Consider the following 17,582-nt stretch of genomic DNA (forward strand, 5'->3'; position numbering starts at 1 on the left):
CTGCTAAGTGAAGGTTTTCGATAGTTAAAGGGTTGAAAGTTGAAGGTTGAAGGTTTATCTTTCAACTTGCCACCTTTTCAACCTGCTAACCCCTACCCAGCGCAGGACTTCAAGATCCAGCCTACAACAATGCCAAGTCCTGCAAAGCGGACAGCTTGCCAAAAAGGTTCTTTTAAACTGTCCCAAGAAAATAGACGGCTTTCTAAGTTAAGTTCTATAGTATCCAGCTGTTCTTTGATGCGCCGCAGCTCTACTTGCAGTTGTCGCTGCTGGGAAAGCCTTTGTTCCTTTTTTATCTCGTCTAATCGCTGCTGGAGTTCGGCTTGCCGCTGCTTGTCTTGCTGCACTTGGGCATAGCGTTCTTTGATCTCGGCAAGCGAAGTCTCAACTTCCAAGAGCGAAGTCTCAAATTGCTCTTGATCCCCAAGTGGGGAAGGCGATGGATCTGACCCTTTGGGACGGCGCGGCATACAGTAGAGTAGGATAAATGCGAGTCTATCTTCAGTATGTCTCAACCGACCCAGCTTTCTAAAACCTCTGACTTGAACGAACTGAGTACCCTGGAACTCGCTCAAGCTCTGGCAGAACGCTTGAGTATTCACCCGAATGATTGGCATCGGCTCAAGTCTAACCGCAAAGTTCGCGCTGGCGAACAAGCCATCGCCGCACTGGTATTTCTCCTGAAAGATCAACCGGAAGAAGCGTTGGTGCGCTTTCAGCAGGCTTCCGGCTGGCTGGACAAATCTATCTCAGCACCGCCTTGCCCAACTCATGGACACAGCCGTTAGAAAAGCAGGGGTTGCCGGAAACGACTTTTGACTTGCTTGCAGAGTCTGAGTTCCGTTCCCTGGTGGTTCCAGTGGACTTGATCGAAGATTTGGTGGAGGATACACATCCCTCTGCCGCTTTCTGCTTCGTCGTCAGGAAGATGTTGTTCGGGGTCAGAATGGCAATCACAGGGAGGAGAAAAGCCCGTTCCTTCGTCTGAAATCACCCACCAGTATTGTCCTTCTACCATCGAAAAGCGGACGGACACGGTCTTACCGGGATCTAGCTTATTGCCGTGTTTTGCCGCATTGACTAGCGCTTCTTGCAGTCCTAGTCGAATTTCCGCTTGCCACCGGACTGGAATCTGAGCTAACAGAAGATCCAGAACGGGACAAAGGTAGAGGGTAGAAGCGAAGCTAATCGTGCCCCAGGTTCGCCTCACCGGACGCTGTGAGATAGCAATCACTCAAAAAACCTCTAGACTTTCATTCAATAGAATTAACAGTCAGATGCCGAAGGGTATGCGCGTAGCGCTATACAGCTTTGATACGAGTAGTTTTGGACTCATCTTTTGCGTACATTTATGCGTACAATCGGGGGAATCACAGGTAGATTCGAGATGATGTCCAGGCTTAATACACCTATCCACAAGCGTTAATCATTGCGAATTGCGCGCGGTACTCTCTTTTTTAATAGAGGATACCAACTGCATTTTTCCGTTAGATTACTTGGCAAATTGCTAGCTTTCTGACGGATACGAATAATTTGCTAACTTCTGACCTCTAGAGGAGTGCTTTCTATCCCAAAATTTGTAGGATAAACCACTTTCTCTATTGTAACAAAATCTTCTAAAAAAGCCACCCCAAAGCTCAGCCAAGTACGCTACAAAGGGCTGTTATTGGCGGGCTGTTATTGGCGCACAAGAACGGCGGCACATTCAACGTGAGGCGTTTGGGGAAAGAAGTCAGCGGGTTGTACGCGGGTTAACTCATAGCTGCCCGATTGACACAAGAATTTCAGATCGCGGGCTAGGGTAGCGGGTTTACAACTAACGTAGACAATCCGACTCGGCTGAATTTCTAAGAGGGTTTCTAAGACAGCGCGACCGTCCTTCGGATGCCCTGCGCTAACGCATCCCTGACGCGGGGGATCGAGCAATACAATATCCGGCTTCACCTCCAGAGTGGGCAGCAACGTCTCCACCGTTCCCTCATAAAACTTTACATTTGTGATGTTATTCAATTGGGCATTGAGATTCGCTTGCTCTACTGCTTCTGGCTGCATCTCCAAACCAATCGCCTGCTTTACCTTCTGCGCCAACGGCAAGGTTAACGTGCCAATGCCGCAGTAGGCATCTACTAGCACCTCGTTGCCTTGCAGATTTAGTTCATCAGCGATCGCCTGTAACAACGCTTCAGCTTGCTCTGTATAGACTTGAAAAAAGGTGTCGGGACGCACTTGGAACTGTAAACCCGCGAATTCCTCGCGCAAGTAAGGTTGTCCGGCGATACAGCGGGTTTCCGTGCCAAAAATTGCATTAGTGCGATCGGGATTGCAGTTAAGCGAGACGCCCACTAGCTGGGGGTAGCGAGTTAACCACTCTTGAGCTTGAGCATCGATCCCGACGAGATTCCAATCTTTGACGACCAAGGTCAGCAATATTTCGCCCGTGCGTCGCCCAATCCGCAGCCCTAGGTGACGGACTTTCCCTCGGTAAAGTTTTTCGTCGTAAATTCCCCAACCCCGCTTCTGGATGTCTTGCTTGACTTCTGCCAGCAAGGGATTCAAACGCGAGTCTTGAACCGGGCATTGATTCAAGTTAATCAGGTGGTGGCTGCCTTTTTGGTAGTAACCTGCTTGTACTTGACCTGTTGATGACCGTTTTACTGGATAGGTCGCTTTGTTGCGATAGCCCAAAGGATCGGCAGCTGCCAGGACGGGATCGACGGTTGGCTGAGCGATCCCGCCAATGCGTTCTAAGGCTTGGATCACCTGGTTTCTCTTAGCTTCTAGCTGGTACTGGTAGTCAATATGCTGCCACTGACAGCCGCCGCACTTATCTGCCACGATGCAGGATGGACGGATGCGATTGCTAGATGCTTCTAATATCTCTTGCAATTTGCCGTGGGCATATTGAGGTTTGACTCGCACTAAGCGCACGAGAACGCGATCGCCCGGAACCGTATCTGGGACAAAAACCACCCGACCCCCCAAACGACCGACTCCGTCACCGCTGTCACTGAGATCGCTGATGAGCGCTTCCACCAGTTGACCTTGTTGCCAAAAGTCTTCACCCGCCTCGCTAGAACCTGTATTCAGTAATTTTGTTAGTGACATATTATCTCTGTCCCTTTATTTGTGTCCCACCGACTCGTTAAACTACGAATGATATTCTGAATCATCCCGATAATCATGAGTGTAGTTAGCCAAGTTATTCTCAAAGCAGACGACGAACTTCGTTACCCCAGTAGTGGCGAACTCAAGAGCATCAAAGATTATTTGCAAACTGGCGAACAGCGGGTGCGTATCGCCAACACGCTGGCTGAAAATGAGAAAAAAATTGTTCAAGAAGCCAGTAAGCAGCTCTGGCAGAAACGCCCTGACTTCATCGCGCCAGGGGGCAATGCCTACGGGGAGCGGCAACGGGCGCTGTGCCTGCGGGATTACGGCTGGTACTTGCGTCTAATTACCTACGGAGTTCTTTCCGGTGACAAGGAACCGATTGAAAAAATTGGTTTGATTGGCGTGCGGGAAATGTACAACTCTCTCGGCGTTCCTGTCCCAGGTATGGCTGAATCCATCCGTTGCTTGAAAAAAGCCTCCCTCGACTTACTCAGCGAGGACGATGCAATAGCAGCGGCTCCTTATTTCGACTACATCATTCAATCCATGTCCTGATTCTATCGCTATCAGTCAGAACACGCGATCGCAGGTGAAGAAGAGTCATTCTTCTTCACTTGCTGCCTTGATGCTTGCACCAAGCAACAAAAAACCGACAGTCTCTCTACAGAATCTGTCGGCTGGTCGTGTGTTCCCTATTGATGACTCGGCTAGAGTTCAGTCGTCTCTTAGTATGACCACTCAGCCACGGAGGGAGAGCGATATCGATCGTCATCTTCTGTGATTCCGATCACAGTGAAGAGCGCTTACGAATGAGTAGGACAAAGTTGCAGGCGAAGCAGTAGTATCTTGAGCGATAGTATCCTGAGCGATAGTATCCTGAGCGATAGTATCCTGAGCGATAGTATCCTGAGCGATCGCTTACAAGACTATAAACTGACATCTTGCACCAGTCGCATTACCCGCCTGGGGTTTAAACCCCAGGCTAACAGAATCAAGTCTTCTGAAGAAGACTGAGTAAGAATTTCAGTCCATTTCAATGGACTTGAGCTATGAGCCAAGAAAATTGAGTTCAAGGCGGACTTGGGGCAAACTTGAGAATGGTGCAAGATGTCAGTATAAAGCTCCCCAGCCTAGAAAAACCCGAAAAAAGATGCCGACAGTTTGCTAGCTCAGTGTAGACTCGTGGTACAAGATTTATACGCCAAAGGGAGCGCAATTAATGGAATGTCTTTCCTGAAAAGATTGCCTAGAGCCACCCTGGCGCTGCTTCTGGGTACTTATTGCGTATACGGCTGGTTGTTTTCCTCTAAATATACCTGGGAGATTTTGCTGTTAGAGATAGGAGTAGCCTTTTTGATAGCTTTGGTTTTAACGGCTCCGATCAGGCTTCTGAGAATCTTTTTTGCCCGTTGGATGAATTCCGATACCAGAGCGTTTATTTCAGTCATAAGCGCAGCTTTGGCTGGAGTCTTCATCCTGACCTGGATTAATATTTTTGCCAATATTTTTGTTTTACTCTCAGCAGGTGCCCTAGCTAGACTAGACCTTCAAACTGCTAAATTCAATGCAGTGCAAGCTTTTTGGATTCTCGTTGTCGTCTCGCTGAGTGGGATTGGTGTAGGTTTGACACTACATCATTTGATGCTGAATCAGCATTTTTAGCCAACGGCATGGTTAGCCTATCTTTTGAGTTTGATGAGCGCAACGGCGTACAATTGCAGCCTATTGCGTCTTTATTTTGTCTTAAGGGACACTGTAAATACCGTCACATAGAGCGAGTCGATGGGTGCTAGATTTCTGGAAACTAGAGTAAGCGTTTAACTGTCCTCTTGCTCTACAGCAGTTTTGCTGTGGGGCAATTTTGTTTTTAGCAGCAGAGGTACAAACAGAGCGATCGCTCCCTGCTATAAAATCTTAGATATTGCATCTGGAGACAACAACCGCCCGGAACTCAAGTTCCGGGCTAATAGCTTAAGTCCACTAAAGTGGACTCAATACTAATCTTTAGTCCACTTTAGTGGACTTGGGCTATTAGCCAGCTGGCTGGCTGGCGGATTATGAGGCTGGTGCAAGATGTGAGAAATCTACCCAATTATCCCCTTAATCTTTCTCCGGCAGCTTAACCTTCACCTCTCCTTCCGGCGTAACAACAACTTTGCCACCCAACGCTTCAATCCGACTGACGGCAATCTTGCGCGTGCGATCGTCAACTGCATTCTGTAAAACCATCGTCCAAGCACCCACCTGAGCAAACTTACTATTAGGGTTGCGGGCTAGAAATTGTGCAGTTTGACGAGAAATAGCTGCTACATTTTGGCTTTCTGGATCGGAATAAATACTTGCCCATTCTGCCGCCTTCTCAAAGGATTGCCTTGCCGCTTGAGCATCTCCTAGAAACAACAATTCATCAGTTCCTTTATAGCGCCAGACATAATAAGACTTTGGAAGCGGATTCTTGGCAATCGACTTTAGCCCTTTCTCCATAAGCGCAACAGACTTTTCTGGCATTCCTGCGTACATAGAAATACTGTTAGAAAGAAACAGATATGAATTTAAAAAATGCGGATCTCTGTCCACAATTATCTCGAAATATTCTGGACTGAGGCTATAACCAGTTTCTCCGCGTGCTGAATCATCACCGTAATACGTCAGAAATCCGAGAAATACCCAGTCTGCTAAAAGATTAGCAAAACCCAAAGAGGGAGTTTTTTGAAGTAGATTAAGGCGTAGTCTTTCTGACTCTTCTTCTCTTTCAAGATTTTGCATCGACGTGCTTTTAGCTCCGGTACGCAGTCGGTTTAAATGGGGTACCTGTAAAACTCCAATTACTAAAACACACATCAGAGCTACACAAAAGGTAACTATCGAACGACTTAAGTTTTTATGAAATTGGGAAAGCATTTGTATTCGCTGCCTCTCAAGCAAGATAAAGCCTATGAACGGTCAGCCTCTCAAACACCAGTTGTTTTTTTTGCTCCTGGCTGAGTTATAGTTGATGCTGTTGAAGTCGGTGATTGAGCGCTTGATGGGTTTTAGCCTCACTCATGCCTTCTAGACTGAAGGTTATACCCTTGAGAATCCTCATAGTTTGTTAAGTCTTGTTAAATTTTCTTAAAAACATCTGGTTGCCAAGTGAGAAAGTTTGAGCAGAGGCGATCGTTACCATAAAATGATTTAGTAACTACTACATAGCTCCTCTTCTACTTTTAGTCAGTACCCTTCAAGAAGAAGCTAAGAAAGACCTCTTTAACTAGGGTTTAGAGAACACTACTTCTTAACGAATCTTAAATTAATCTTGACTTTAGCTTAATTTAAAATAATTTGTCCCTCTCTAAGCATCCAGTGTAGACTAATCGAGAACATTACAATTATAATTATTAATTTGTAAGGTTAATACCTCAAAGAGTAAAAATTTTATTATGTCATTTTTTCTTTCCAGCTTAAAAAGCAGCGGTCATTTAGAGCAAGTTCATATGACTGTTGGGATTGTTGGCTCTCGCAAAATAGTAAGGGAGGATGATTATGCAAGTCAAGGTTGGCATATATTTGCGCCTCACCTTACTATTTATGGATTTGATGCTGATGCAGAAAGTTGTGATGCAATGAACTCGGAGCTTGAAGTTCGACAAGTAAATTGGACTGAAAAACATATTCCACAAGTGCTTTGGAATTCAGTTGGAGAGGCTACTCTTTACGTCACTAATTTTACTGGTAGTAGCTCATTATATCCTCCGAACGAATCTTACCTAAAGCGGTTTGCTGGCTATCTAGAGTGGCACCAATTAGTTACTACAGTGGAAGTTGACACAACCACTTTAGATGCTTTTTGCGAATCCGAACAAATTGAGGAAATTGATTTTTTGCAGGTTGATGTTCAGGGAGCCGATCTTCAGGTTTTAGAAGGAGCCAGTAGAATTATAGAAAGCAGCATATTGGGTATTTTAACTGAGGTTGAATTTATTCCTTTGTATAGGAATCAGCCTCTTTTTAGTGATATAGATATTTATTTAAAAAATAAAGATTTTACACTTTTCGATTTGGTTATTAGCACTGGACGTGGAGTTCGGACGGATTCACCAATTGTATCAGAAACTCATCCCGGTTCTTTGATTTGGGCAGATGCTTTTTACTTCCGTGACTTAATTCGAGAAGACTTGAATACACACTTAAAGACACCTGAGCGAATTTTAAAACTAGCTTGTATTGCTGATATTATGAATTTTGGTGATTATGCTTTAGAACTATTGGAGTATCTGACACTGAATTACGGCGAGGACGAAAAATATAACTTTGCTGACAATATCATAGAGAGTCTGGCTCAAGTTCCAGAGCTGGTAGCACAAGGACTAGATTCCCTGCCTCTTGTTGCTAGAATTAGAAAATATGCTAGTGGTAAACATCTTTAAAATAAAGAAATCTCGTTGTTTTAAAGAAAAATCAGTTTCATGATTTTATGAAATGCAAAATCTGTGAATCAGACTCAATAAATATCGCCAATACTAAAATCATGCAAAAGTATGACATTGATTATTTTCAATGTTCAAATTGCAGTTTTATTCAAACGGAGGAACCTTATTGGCTTGAGGAAGCATATTCTGAAGCTATAGCTAGTAGTGATGTTGGGCTGTTATTCAGAAACATCAACTTGTCCCAAGTATCAAGTAATATAATTATTAACCATTTTAACCATGAGAATAAATTTCTAGATTACGGAGGCGGATATGGTGTATTTGTTCGGTTAATGAGAGACTTAGGCATTGATTTTTATTGGTATGATAAATTTTGCCAGAATATATTTGCTCAAGGCTTTGAAGCTGAAGATAAAGAAAACACTCGCTATGAATTAGTCACAGCATTTGAAGTATTTGAGCATTTGGTAGAGCCTATTGCTGAAATAGAGCATATATTGAAATTCTCTAGAAATATTTTATTTAGCACTGAATTGTTGCCAGCAAGTAATCCTAAGCCTAACGAATGGTGGTACTATTCGCTTGACGAAGGTCAGCATATTTCTCTATACACGAGTAAAGCACTGTCTATAATTGCTGATAATTTCGGTTTGAATTTATATTCCGATGGCTCATCCTTGCATCTGCTAACTGAAAAAAGCTTGAGCCATAATTGGCTTAATAGCTTGGGCGGTGATGGGCAAGAAAATCTTCAAAAAACCTCCCTACTTCAGAGAGATTATTTAAAATCTATTGGTAAATTGGATGATGATAATAATGAGGTTAAAACTACTGAGGAAGACAATAATAATGCTGATTTTGCAGCAGGTACAAAAAAAGTAAAAGTTGCTATTGACGGGGTATTTTTCCAGTTGTATCAAACGGGGATTGCTCGCGTCTGGAAATCTTTGCTTGAAGAATGGGCAAAAAACGGTTTTGCAGAATATATTGTAGTTATTGACAGAGCTGGAACTGCTCCTAAAATTCCTGGTGTTCTATATCGCTCTGTACCAGCTTATAACTACAGTACAACGGATGCTGACCGGGCAATGTTGCAGCAAGTATGTGATGAGGAGGGTGCCGACTTATTTATTTCAACCTACTACACAACCCCATTGTCAACGCCCTCTGTCTTTATGGCGTATGACATGATTCCGGAAGTTATGGAATGGGATTTCAACAATCCCATGTGGCAAGAAAAGCATTATGCCATTCAACAGGCTTCTGCCTATATAGCTATTTCAGAAAATACAGCGCGTGACTTGGTAAAGTTTTTCCCGCATATTGCTAGAGAATCGATAACGGTAGCTCATTGTGGAGTTAATAAGACTTTTTTACCAGCAAGCATTGCAGAAGTTAATATTTTTAGAACAAAGTACGGCATCTCCAAGCCATACTTTATTCTGGTCGGTATAGGCGGTTATAAGAATACAATTTTGTTCTTAAAGGCTTTTGCTCTACTTTATAGTAAACAAGGCTTTGATATTGTTTGTACGGGTAGTGGAGCTTTACTGGACGATCAGTTTAGAGCCTATACTTCAGGCAGCGTTGTTCATATGCTGCAACTTAGTGATGAAGAGTTGATGGCGGCTTATTCCGGAGCTATTGCATTGGTTTATCCGTCGAAGTATGAAGGGTTCGGGCTACCTGTTGTGGAAGCAATGGCTTGTGGTTGTCCAGTTATTACTTGTGCCAATGCCTCTATTCCTGAAGTGGCTGGGAAAGCGGCATTATACGTAAATGATGAGGATATTAATGGGCTGGCGAATGCCCTTTGTGAGGTTCAAAAACCGGAAGTGCGCCGCTCATTAATGTCAGCGGGAATGGAACAAGCGAAAAAGTTTTCTTGGGAAACAATGGGGAGAACAGTTAGTTCTGCCTTAATTGAGGCTACGCTCTTGCTTTTAAAGCTGAAAGAGATCAATTTAATTGTTTTTCCAGATTGGTCTCAACCAGAAGAATCTCTAAGCATAGACTTAGAAAGAGTTATAAAGGCGATCGCAACCCACCCGCAAAAAAGTCAGATGGCGTTACTTGTAGAAACTGCGAATATTTCTGAGGAGGATGCCAATCTGGTTTTATCCAGTGTGGCGATGAATCTTATTATGCAAGAAGATTTAGATGTGACTGAGGGACCGGAAATTTCTCTAACTAGAAAATTAGAGGAAATACACTGGAAAGCTCTGTTGCCTCGCATTTATGCTCGAATTGTTATGCAAAACGAAAATCAACAGGCGATCGCAGTAGTGAAAGCAGAAAACATTCCCACCTGCAATCTCGATAGCTTCAGCGAGAAGCGAGTGGTTCAGCTCGAAATGGGCGAATGGAGCCTCCAGTAGAAAGCTTTGTGCTTTGTTGTCTTCAGACTATCGACCAGCTTCAACATATATTTGCCACATCTGCTCATATGCCTTCTCCATTTCGCGGGTAAACTGTTTGGCATTCCACAGGGGGGATGTCTGCCTTGATTGCCGCAGTTTCCAGGCGATTTGTTGCCGCAAAGCGGGGTCTTTACCCAAGCGAACACCCCACTCGACATACTCTTCATCAGTCCAAGCAATCCCTTCTGTCACACCCACATTCATCATCATGGTATAGCTGTTACGAGCCGCGAATTGCTGCCCAACTCGCGTTACCAAAGGAATACCCATCCACAGAGTTTCTAGAGTCGTGGTGGCTCCATTGTATGGATAAGTATCTAGAACCACATCAGCAATCCCCAGATTAGCTCGGTGAACAGATTCTAATGCCACTTCTGGTAAAAATCGCAGGCGATCGCTATCCACCCCCTCTTCTTCTGCAATCTGGTTAAAGAAGTTTTTAATTGACTCTTGGTCAGCCAAGCCTTTAATCAAGAAGTAGCTGTTTGGCACCTCTTTGATAATCTTCATTTGCAGTCGGGCTGTATCACGATGACGCTTATATCCACCTTGGGCCGTGAGATACACCACCGCATCGCTGGGAATATCTAGCTCTTCGCGGCGCAGAGTCGGCACACCCACCTCAAAACCATCTACTGCTATATATGTCTGTGGCAGCCGCCAGATTTTTTCAGTGTAGTAATCCTGAGCCGAGTCTGGTAAAACGTAGGGATCAGCAATAAAGTAATCAATAGCTGGTAAACCTGAAGCATCCCAGCCCAGCCAAGTGACTTGAACTGGTGCAGGCTTTAGTGCCATGACTTCACAGCTGATATCTAAGGTAATGCTATCAAGATCCACTAGGATATCTATTTCATCTTGATAAATTTGCTCAGCAATCTCTAGACCATCCATCCCTAATTTGTGAGCATGGGAAACCTGTTCGACGTACCATTCTTGTAAAAAGTCGTTTATCTGTCTATAGTTAACAAAATAAGCATTAATTTCAAAGCGATCGCGGTCGTGATGCTCAAAGAGCCATCGTGCCAGCCAACCAACTGAGTGCCTTCCTAAGCAATGAGATAAGTAGCCAATCTTAAGAGGTTTGTTAGTCGTACACCCCCCCCAGTTACGTAAGCGTTGTTGACCAAATTGCTCGGCTTGCTCTTTTGCATAATGTTGAACGTTAGACTGAAAAATCTGAGAAACTTGATTTTGAATCCAGCGATTATTTTTTAGAGCATCTCTGTAATAGGGCAGAAAAAAAGTGGGTGTAGACAGACGAAGGGTGGTGATTTGATCGAGCTGAATGGGTTGTTCTTTTATCAGTTCCAAAAGCAAGGATTCCTGCTGCTGGAATACAGAAATGGCTTCTTTCCAATATCCGCCTGCACCCATCAACCCTTGCAAAATCAGCTGGATGGCAAAAATTTTATCGGGCAACGTTTGCATTAAAGAGTAACAAAGTTTAGCAGTTTTTATACACTCATCATATTTACCAGCCTTATTATAAAAAGCGGTCAGATGCCTTAAAACCTCTTGATTTTCTCCATCTAAACGTAAACATAATTCTGCAAAGCGTGCTGCCAGTGCAGGTTGCTTTGTAGAGTAAGCAATTTTGATAGATGCAGGCAGTATTATATTGATAAAAGCATGAGACTCATGAATATAAAGAAGACTTGCTTCCGCAAATTCCAGTAATGATGGTTCCAGCGGCGCGTAATCTAAGGAATTTTGCAATACTTGTAGCAATAAATCCGGGTTAACTTCTACTTCTTGACCTGACTTGAGTACATCAATGACTCTTAGGGAAGTTAAGTCTTCTCCAGTAAACCTCTCAATTTCAATAGAAAGTTGAATAATCTGCAACAGATTATTTACATCACCGGGACTTATTTCTTGTATATGCTGCCGGATTGCCCAAGCAGCAGGGTAGTCTGCAAAAGCTTCCCGTCGCTCAGCTTCTGATTGCAGAACTTGTATTAGTTCCCCTGTCCACAGCTCGACTTGTTCCGGCTCACCTTCTGCCATTGCTAGCAGCCAGGTCATTTGAGCTTCTGCTTCCTGCCCCTGCAACAGCAACAGCATACCTAAATACCAGTAATGCGACTTGATATCAGGTTCTATTTCAATTGCATCTTCGTATAAGCTTGCAGCTTTAGTATATTTTCCTTGAATTAAATACTGACAGGCTTGCTGCTGCCAGTTAGCCTGATTAAGAAAAGAGCCTTCAGTAGTCATAGGAAATGATTTTTGGTGTTATTTTAGGGCTAAAACCCATTCTTTCAGGCGTAGGTAGCTTAAAAAACAAAGTGGGTAGAATGCTCTACCCACTTTAGCCAAATGTTTAACTTGGCTCTATTAAAACCGCTACGACAAGAATTTCTTTTCTATTTAACCTAGAATTTACCTAAGTTGTCATAACCAGCACCGGGGCAGATTGGTTGAACGCCAGCAGCTACAGCAGCGACTACATCAGCAGGAGCAGCAGTAGGACCACCTTGGATAGCAGCCTTTTTGCCTTCGCACAATATTGCAAGCGTGGTTGCCTCACCTGTACCTTGCGTGGTTCCTACAACTACGCCACCTACATACGCTTTGATCGGAGCACCAGCTCCCACTACCTGGGCTGCTTGGTTCGTAACAGCTTTAGTTCCAACACCACCACCTTTAATTCGGTATATATAATTTGTCGTCTGAGTGGCGATGCCAAGACCTAAGTTAGCAAATTCTGTTGCCTGTTCACCAACAAAAGCATTTTTCTCCAGGTAGTAGGCTTGCTGAGACCGATTCATCGAACCAATATACTGCTTGGCTTCCGACTGCTTAGCTTTGTTAGCTTGGTTTAGGAAGGAAGGTAGGGCGATCGCAGCCAGAATACCAATGATGATGATAACAACGAGTAGTTCAATCAGGGTGAAACCTTCGTCCTGTCTTTTTTGGTTCAGGTGTTGCAGGAACTTAGCTTTTAGTTCAGTCTTCATGAGGGGTTTCTCCTTAAGGTGCGGGATGCTTAACTTCTATCTGTTGGATTTAACTTACCCACTTCCGCTTATTTTCATATCACCCTCCGCAAAAAAAATTTTAGGGATACATCCCAGCACTTTTAGGCACAGCACTCCAGCAGCACGTACCCAAGGCTCTCCAGCCGAGTCAGTAGCTGTTGGACTATCTCAAAAGCCTCTCCCTCATCTGTAGGCTCTAAGGTTACAGGATGAACAGGTCTGACTTGCTTCCAGCGCTCCACCAGAGACATCATCGACTGAGACTCGTCCAACAAAGGTAGCAGGCACACTGCACTTGAGCTATCTATATTGACAAACCCCTCATGAATGGGGAGATGCCGACTGATTTCAAACATTCTTAGCTCTGAAATACAGGCTACAAGGTCTTCTCTAAATTTCGGGGTTCTCAGTTGAGGATGCAGATACACCCGCGCTTCTTGCCAGTCAGCAGTTCTCCACTCAGAAATTGGTACAAAAGGCTTGGCTTGGTTTAAATGACCGCACCAGAGGTCAAGCAGACGATGGACAGGATGTAAAAGTTCAAACAGATGCAGTTGCTCTTCCACAGAAGTTTCCGGGAGAGCTAGTGCCAAAAATGCAGGCAAATCGTCTGGATTTTTAAACAAACTCATTAAGTCCCACTGTCGCCACTGCACCATACTGATGAACTCTAAATCCGTAGCTTTCAAAGCCGAGAACATTTCAGGAATAGTAGAGCCTTTATCACCCAGAAGTAAGTGATTTGCTAGAATCAGTTCGTCTTCTGTTTCATACTTAGGATGCCAGGTCTGCGACTTGAGAAGAACTTGATCTTTCAAAGCCCCCATAGTTTCTCGAACAAACCCGATCTCCATATCTTGGGGGTTTTCATCCATAAAACCCATCATTTGAAAGACTTCTTGAGACCGGAAAAAAATGCTCCGCTGTAGTGAACTATGGAGATTGGTACGGATGATTCCATCTGGTTTCAAAACTGCCTTCATTGCCTGCAATCCTGCAACTGGATCGGGTAGGAGATAAAGGACTTCATCATTGTTAATGTAGTCAAACTCTATACCTAAAGTTGGTAAATCCTCAATCAAGAGAGTATAGAATTCTGCATTCTCAAATCCGTGGTGTTGCAAGCGTTGACGGGATAGTTTTACAGACTCTTCTGATAAATCAATCCCTACAATTTTTGCGCCAGGATTGGCTTCTGCCAAAATTAAAGATTTGTAGCCACTGCCACATCCGGCATCTAAAATTATTTTTCCTTTAGTCTCTATAAATCTTTGGTTTCTCTTGTAGTAAGATGTTGCCAAGTTGTGAATATGAAGTACACTGGCGTTATCTTTTGGAGATTCATCTAGTGGGTTTCTAGGATAAGGAGAAGTATCAAATTGCTGGCGAATTTTTTCAAGTAATTCAGATGATTGGTCGTTCATAGGGAATACTTCCTGATACTGGAGTTTTGCACATCTGGGAAGTGGGGCAAAATTTAGTTAATGCCAGCACTCCCCTTCAAGGGTTCCCATTTTTAGGGCAAAACTATACTAGCGAGCAAAAGTTTCTGGCGCTCATCGCCTCCCTCACCAGCAGCTATACTATACTAAACGTAGTCGTTATGAGTTTGTATATAAAGCCATGACCAACCCAATCGTAGAAAACTTGGTGATTATCGGTTCTGGCCCTGCTGGATATACCGCTGCTATCTATGCGGCACGGGCGAACCTGAAACCATTTGTGTTTGAAGGCTTTGAAGCTGGAGGGCTACCTGGTGGGCAGCTGATGACCACGACAGAAGTGGAGAACTTTCCGGGGTTTCCAGAGGGGATTACGGGGCCGGAATTGATGGACAGGATGAAGGCGCAGGCTGAGAGATGGGGGGCTGAGTTAGTTACCGAGGATGTAATATCGGTGGATTTGAGTCAGCGTCCTTTTTCTGTGCATTCTGAGGAACGGGAAGTTAGAACTCATAGTATTGTAATTGCTACTGGGGCGACGGCGAAAAGGTTAGGACTGCCTAGCGAGCATGAATTTTGGAGTCGAGGGATCTCGGCTTGTGCTATCTGTGATGGTGCCACGCCTATCTTTCACGGTGCGGAACTGGCTGTGGTTGGGGGTGGTGATTCTGCTGCTGAGGAATCAGTTTACCTGACTAAGTATGGCGATCGCGTTCATATGTTGGTTCGTGGCGACAAGATGCGCGCAAGTAAAGCGATGCAGGATCGGGTGCTGAATAACCCCAGAATTACCGTTCACTGGAACTCTCAGCCAGTGGATGTTGTCGGTGAAGAGGGTCGGATGACAGGGATTAAGCTGAAACATACTCAGACTGGGGAAGAGAGTGTTCTCCCTGTTAAAGGATTGTTCTACGCGGTTGGACATAAGCCCAACACATCCCTATTTAAGGGGCAGATGGAATTGGATGAGGTTGGTTACGTTGTGACGAAGCCTGGTTCCGTGGAGACGAGTGTAGAGGGCGTCTTTGCTGCGGGTGATGTCCAGGATCGTGAATATCGTCAGGCGATTACTGCGGCGGGTACTGGCTGTATGGCGGCAATGTTGGCTGAACGATGGCTATCTGTTAATGGTTTACTCCACGAGTATCGTCAGCAGATACATACGTCTGAAGAGCCAGATACGCCAGCAGATGAGCCTGGTGATAAAGTAGCTGAACTGAATCCAGAGGAGGCGTTTAACCCTCAGGCGACGAGACATGAGGGTAGCTATGCGCTGCGGAAGCTATTCCATAATAGCGATCGCCTGCTGATGGTCAAATATGTCTCGCCCAATTGCGGTCCTTGCCATACGCTGAAGCCGATCTTAAATAAGGTGGTGGATGAGTTCGATGGCAAAATTCACTTTGTAGAAATTGACATCGCGGAAGATAGAGACATTGCCGAGAATGCTGGTGTTACCGGAACGCCTACGGTGCAGTTCTTCAAAAATAAGGAATTAGTGGGTGAGATGAAGGGCGTGAAGCAAAAGAGCCAGTTCCGCCAAATGATTGAGCAATATCTGTAATGCCCGCAGGCTCTCATCCTGGGGCTACACAAACAAAGATCGCCTTCGCGGACTAATAACGTCAGGACTCGCCGCACATCACCACATCTGAGGGCAACCACAGAGGGATTGCCCCTACAAAACGCTATATGTATAAGCTTTGCGTAAGTCCTGAACGTTTTTCGAGTGTCAGACAACAAATTCCTACCTTAGGGGATGTGCAACTTTAAATTTCCGGTTCCCCCTTTTTAAGGGGGTTAGGGGGATCTAACGAACAGAGCAATTCACGATTTGATCCCTGCTGGTATCTCTGCTTTTGCTGGTATCTCTACTGGATCTAACGAACAGAGCAATATCACAATTTGATCCCCCCAACCCCCCTTTTTAAGGGGGGCTTTCTAAAAGGTGCAGCGTTGCGTAACCTTCTGTTTTTATGCTCTGTTGGGGGAGTAAATAGTTAGGATTGTAGGGCAAATTGGTATAACTTCTTGTTTGGGAGCCTGTGCGTTGGCAGGCTTCGTCTGTGTAGCCCCAGGATGAGAGCCTGCGGGCGTTGATATGCCAAGTTGAACAAGAAACCATGACCCTTACCAAACTTCCTTTTTTGCGTTTATCTGGGCGTCCCAGTCTCTCCATGCAGATGATGCGGGTGGGAATTGTTATCACCTTGATGTTCGTGCTGATAGCCTTCCTCACTCCCGCATTTCAGGCTTGGGGATGGCTGCAAAATCCTTTGGAATCCCTGGCTAACCCCATTCACGAGCCGCCCTCGTGGCGTCATTGGTTTGGTACCAGTCGCCAAGGGTACGATGTTTTCTCGCGCACGCTGTTTGGGAGTCAAGCGGCGCTGCAAGTGGTTATCTTGGCAACCGTCTTGAGCCTTGTCATCGGGGTGCCGTTGGGTTTAGTCAGCGGTTATTTGGGCGGCAGGTTGGATCGGGTGCTGCTATTTTTGATGGATACAATTTATACGTTGCCGGGGCTGCTGCTGTCGGTGACGCTGGCGTTTGTGGTGGGACGAGGGGTGTTAAATGCCGCGATCGCGCTCAGCATATCTTACATTCCCCAATATTATCGAGTCGTTCGCAACCATACAGTTAGTGTTAAAACAGAACTGTTTATTGAAGCCGCTCAAGCAATGGGGGCGGATACTTGGAGGGTTCTCTCTCGCTACCTGTTTCTCAACGTGATTCAGAGCGTGCCTGTATTATTCACCCTGAATGCTGCCGATGCGATTTTGATTTTGGGCAGTTTGGGATTTCTAGGATTAGGGCTTGCCGATCAGGTTCCAGAATGGGGCTACGATCTCCGTCAGGCGCTGGATGCTCTGCCTACTGGAATTTGGTGGACAGCGCTTTTCCCTGGCTTAGCGATGACGCTGATGGTGGTAGGGTTGTCTTTAGTGGGAGAAGGATTAAGCGAGTTTGTCAATCCCCGGTTGCGGAGAGAAAATTGGAACCAAAAATCCCCTGAGTAGAGTCAAATACTCATGAGTAATCGGTAATCGGAACCCTGTTACGCAACGACTAATTAGCAACTTTGGTGAGGTAATGTTCTAGACGTGTGGCTCGATAGTTAAATTAACAAGCCAAACTCATAGCGATTGATGAACAGTCCAATCACCACATCATGTAGCCAAATGGACTTGGAAAAACAAATCGTCTTGCGAGTGA

At 44.8% G+C, this 17,582-nt stretch carries 16 protein-coding genes; 8 read left to right on the forward strand and 8 right to left on the reverse strand.

The window, feature by feature from the left end; genetic code table 11:
* Positions 1-92: 92 nt before the first annotated feature.
* Complete coding sequence (locus ACFW2W_RS03195; protein ID WP_378173235.1) at positions 93-470, reverse strand: DUF2203 domain-containing protein; 378 nt, start codon at positions 468-470, stop codon at positions 93-95.
* Between the two features lie 36 nt (positions 471-506).
* Here ACFW2W_RS03195 and ACFW2W_RS03200 point away from each other — a divergent pair, with 36 nt between their 5' ends.
* The gene (locus tag ACFW2W_RS03200; RefSeq protein ID WP_190536186.1) at positions 507-788 is read left to right on the forward strand and encodes a DUF6439 family protein; all 282 of its coding nucleotides are present in this window, start codon (positions 507-509) and stop codon (positions 786-788) included.
* Here the strand turns inward: ACFW2W_RS03200 and ACFW2W_RS03205 are convergent.
* Together ACFW2W_RS03205 and rlmD are read right to left on the reverse strand one after the other, a co-directional pair.
* Positions 785-1,234: an ATP-binding protein gene (locus tag ACFW2W_RS03205; protein WP_378173238.1), complete on the reverse strand. Its 450-nt coding sequence runs from the start codon at positions 1,232-1,234 to the stop codon at positions 785-787. The two genes, ACFW2W_RS03200 and ACFW2W_RS03205, sit on opposite strands and share 4 nt — an antisense overlap.
* A gap of 443 nt (positions 1,235-1,677) precedes the next feature.
* Positions 1,678-3,105 (reverse strand): 23S rRNA (uracil(1939)-C(5))-methyltransferase RlmD, encoded by a 1,428-nt coding sequence (gene rlmD, locus ACFW2W_RS03210; protein ID WP_378173241.1) that lies wholly within the window; start codon positions 3,103-3,105, stop codon positions 1,678-1,680.
* A 75-nt stretch (positions 3,106-3,180) separates the two neighbouring features.
* Between rlmD and ACFW2W_RS03215 the strand changes: the two genes are divergently transcribed.
* The 3 genes from ACFW2W_RS03215 to ACFW2W_RS03225 all read left to right on the forward strand — a co-directional run bounded on the left by ACFW2W_RS03215 (position 3,181) and on the right by ACFW2W_RS03225 (position 4,773).
* The gene (locus ACFW2W_RS03215; RefSeq protein ID WP_378173244.1) at positions 3,181-3,666 is read left to right on the forward strand and encodes an allophycocyanin; all 486 of its coding nucleotides are present in this window, start codon (positions 3,181-3,183) and stop codon (positions 3,664-3,666) included.
* 291 nt (positions 3,667-3,957) lie between these two features.
* Positions 3,958-4,125, forward strand: a complete 168-nt coding sequence (locus ACFW2W_RS03220; RefSeq protein ID WP_378173246.1) for a hypothetical protein — start codon at positions 3,958-3,960, stop codon at positions 4,123-4,125.
* Positions 4,126-4,293: 168 nt separating this feature from the next.
* Positions 4,294-4,773 carry a hypothetical protein gene (locus ACFW2W_RS03225; RefSeq protein WP_378173249.1) on the forward strand — a complete coding sequence of 160 codons (480 nt, stop codon included), beginning with the start codon at positions 4,294-4,296 and terminating at the stop codon, positions 4,771-4,773.
* 438 nt (positions 4,774-5,211) lie between these two features.
* On the opposite strand, the gene ACFW2W_RS03230 is transcribed toward ACFW2W_RS03225, so the two are convergent.
* Positions 5,212-5,877 (reverse strand): hypothetical protein, encoded by a 666-nt coding sequence (locus ACFW2W_RS03230; protein WP_378173252.1) that lies wholly within the window; start codon positions 5,875-5,877, stop codon positions 5,212-5,214.
* A gap of 653 nt (positions 5,878-6,530) precedes the next feature.
* Here ACFW2W_RS03230 and ACFW2W_RS03235 point away from each other — a divergent pair.
* Together ACFW2W_RS03235 and ACFW2W_RS03240 are read left to right on the forward strand one after the other, a co-directional pair.
* A complete protein-coding gene (locus tag ACFW2W_RS03235) occupies positions 6,531-7,517 on the forward strand; it encodes an FkbM family methyltransferase (RefSeq protein WP_378173255.1) in 987 nt (328 codons plus the stop codon).
* Between the two features lie 47 nt (positions 7,518-7,564).
* The gene (locus tag ACFW2W_RS03240) at positions 7,565-9,898 is read left to right on the forward strand and encodes a methyltransferase domain-containing protein (protein WP_378173257.1); all 2,334 of its coding nucleotides are present in this window, start codon (positions 7,565-7,567) and stop codon (positions 9,896-9,898) included.
* A gap of 27 nt (positions 9,899-9,925) precedes the next feature.
* On the opposite strand, the gene ACFW2W_RS03245 is transcribed toward ACFW2W_RS03240, so the two are convergent.
* The 3 genes from ACFW2W_RS03245 to ACFW2W_RS03255 all read right to left on the reverse strand — a co-directional run bounded on the left by ACFW2W_RS03245 (position 9,926) and on the right by ACFW2W_RS03255 (position 14,348).
* The gene (locus ACFW2W_RS03245; RefSeq protein ID WP_378173260.1) at positions 9,926-12,160 is read right to left on the reverse strand and encodes an O-linked N-acetylglucosamine transferase, SPINDLY family protein; all 2,235 of its coding nucleotides are present in this window, start codon (positions 12,158-12,160) and stop codon (positions 9,926-9,928) included.
* A 158-nt stretch (positions 12,161-12,318) separates the two neighbouring features.
* A complete protein-coding gene (locus ACFW2W_RS03250) occupies positions 12,319-12,903 on the reverse strand; it encodes a type IV pilin-like G/H family protein (RefSeq protein ID WP_378173262.1) in 585 nt (194 codons plus the stop codon).
* Between the two features lie 122 nt (positions 12,904-13,025).
* Complete coding sequence (locus ACFW2W_RS03255; RefSeq protein ID WP_378173265.1) at positions 13,026-14,348, reverse strand: class I SAM-dependent methyltransferase; 1,323 nt, start codon at positions 14,346-14,348, stop codon at positions 13,026-13,028.
* A gap of 199 nt (positions 14,349-14,547) precedes the next feature.
* Between ACFW2W_RS03255 and trxB the strand changes: the two genes are divergently transcribed.
* Both trxB and ACFW2W_RS03265 read left to right on the forward strand, forming a co-directional pair.
* The gene (gene trxB / locus ACFW2W_RS03260) at positions 14,548-15,930 is read left to right on the forward strand and encodes a thioredoxin-disulfide reductase (protein ID WP_378173268.1); all 1,383 of its coding nucleotides are present in this window, start codon (positions 14,548-14,550) and stop codon (positions 15,928-15,930) included.
* A 559-nt stretch (positions 15,931-16,489) separates the two neighbouring features.
* Entirely contained in the window at positions 16,490-17,386 is an 897-nt protein-coding gene (locus tag ACFW2W_RS03265; protein ID WP_378173270.1) for an ABC transporter permease, read from the forward strand.
* Positions 17,387-17,484: 98 nt separating this feature from the next.
* Here the strand turns inward: ACFW2W_RS03265 and ACFW2W_RS03270 are convergent, their stop codons facing one another.
* Positions 17,485-17,568, reverse strand: a complete 84-nt coding sequence (locus tag ACFW2W_RS03270; protein WP_378173273.1) for a hypothetical protein — start codon at positions 17,566-17,568, stop codon at positions 17,485-17,487.
* Between the last annotated feature and the right edge of the window lie 14 nt (positions 17,569-17,582).

It is taken from the genome of Coleofasciculus sp. H7-2 (assembly GCF_042747725.1).
Classification (GTDB): Bacteria; Cyanobacteriota; Cyanobacteriia; order Cyanobacteriales; family FACHB-T130; genus FACHB-T130.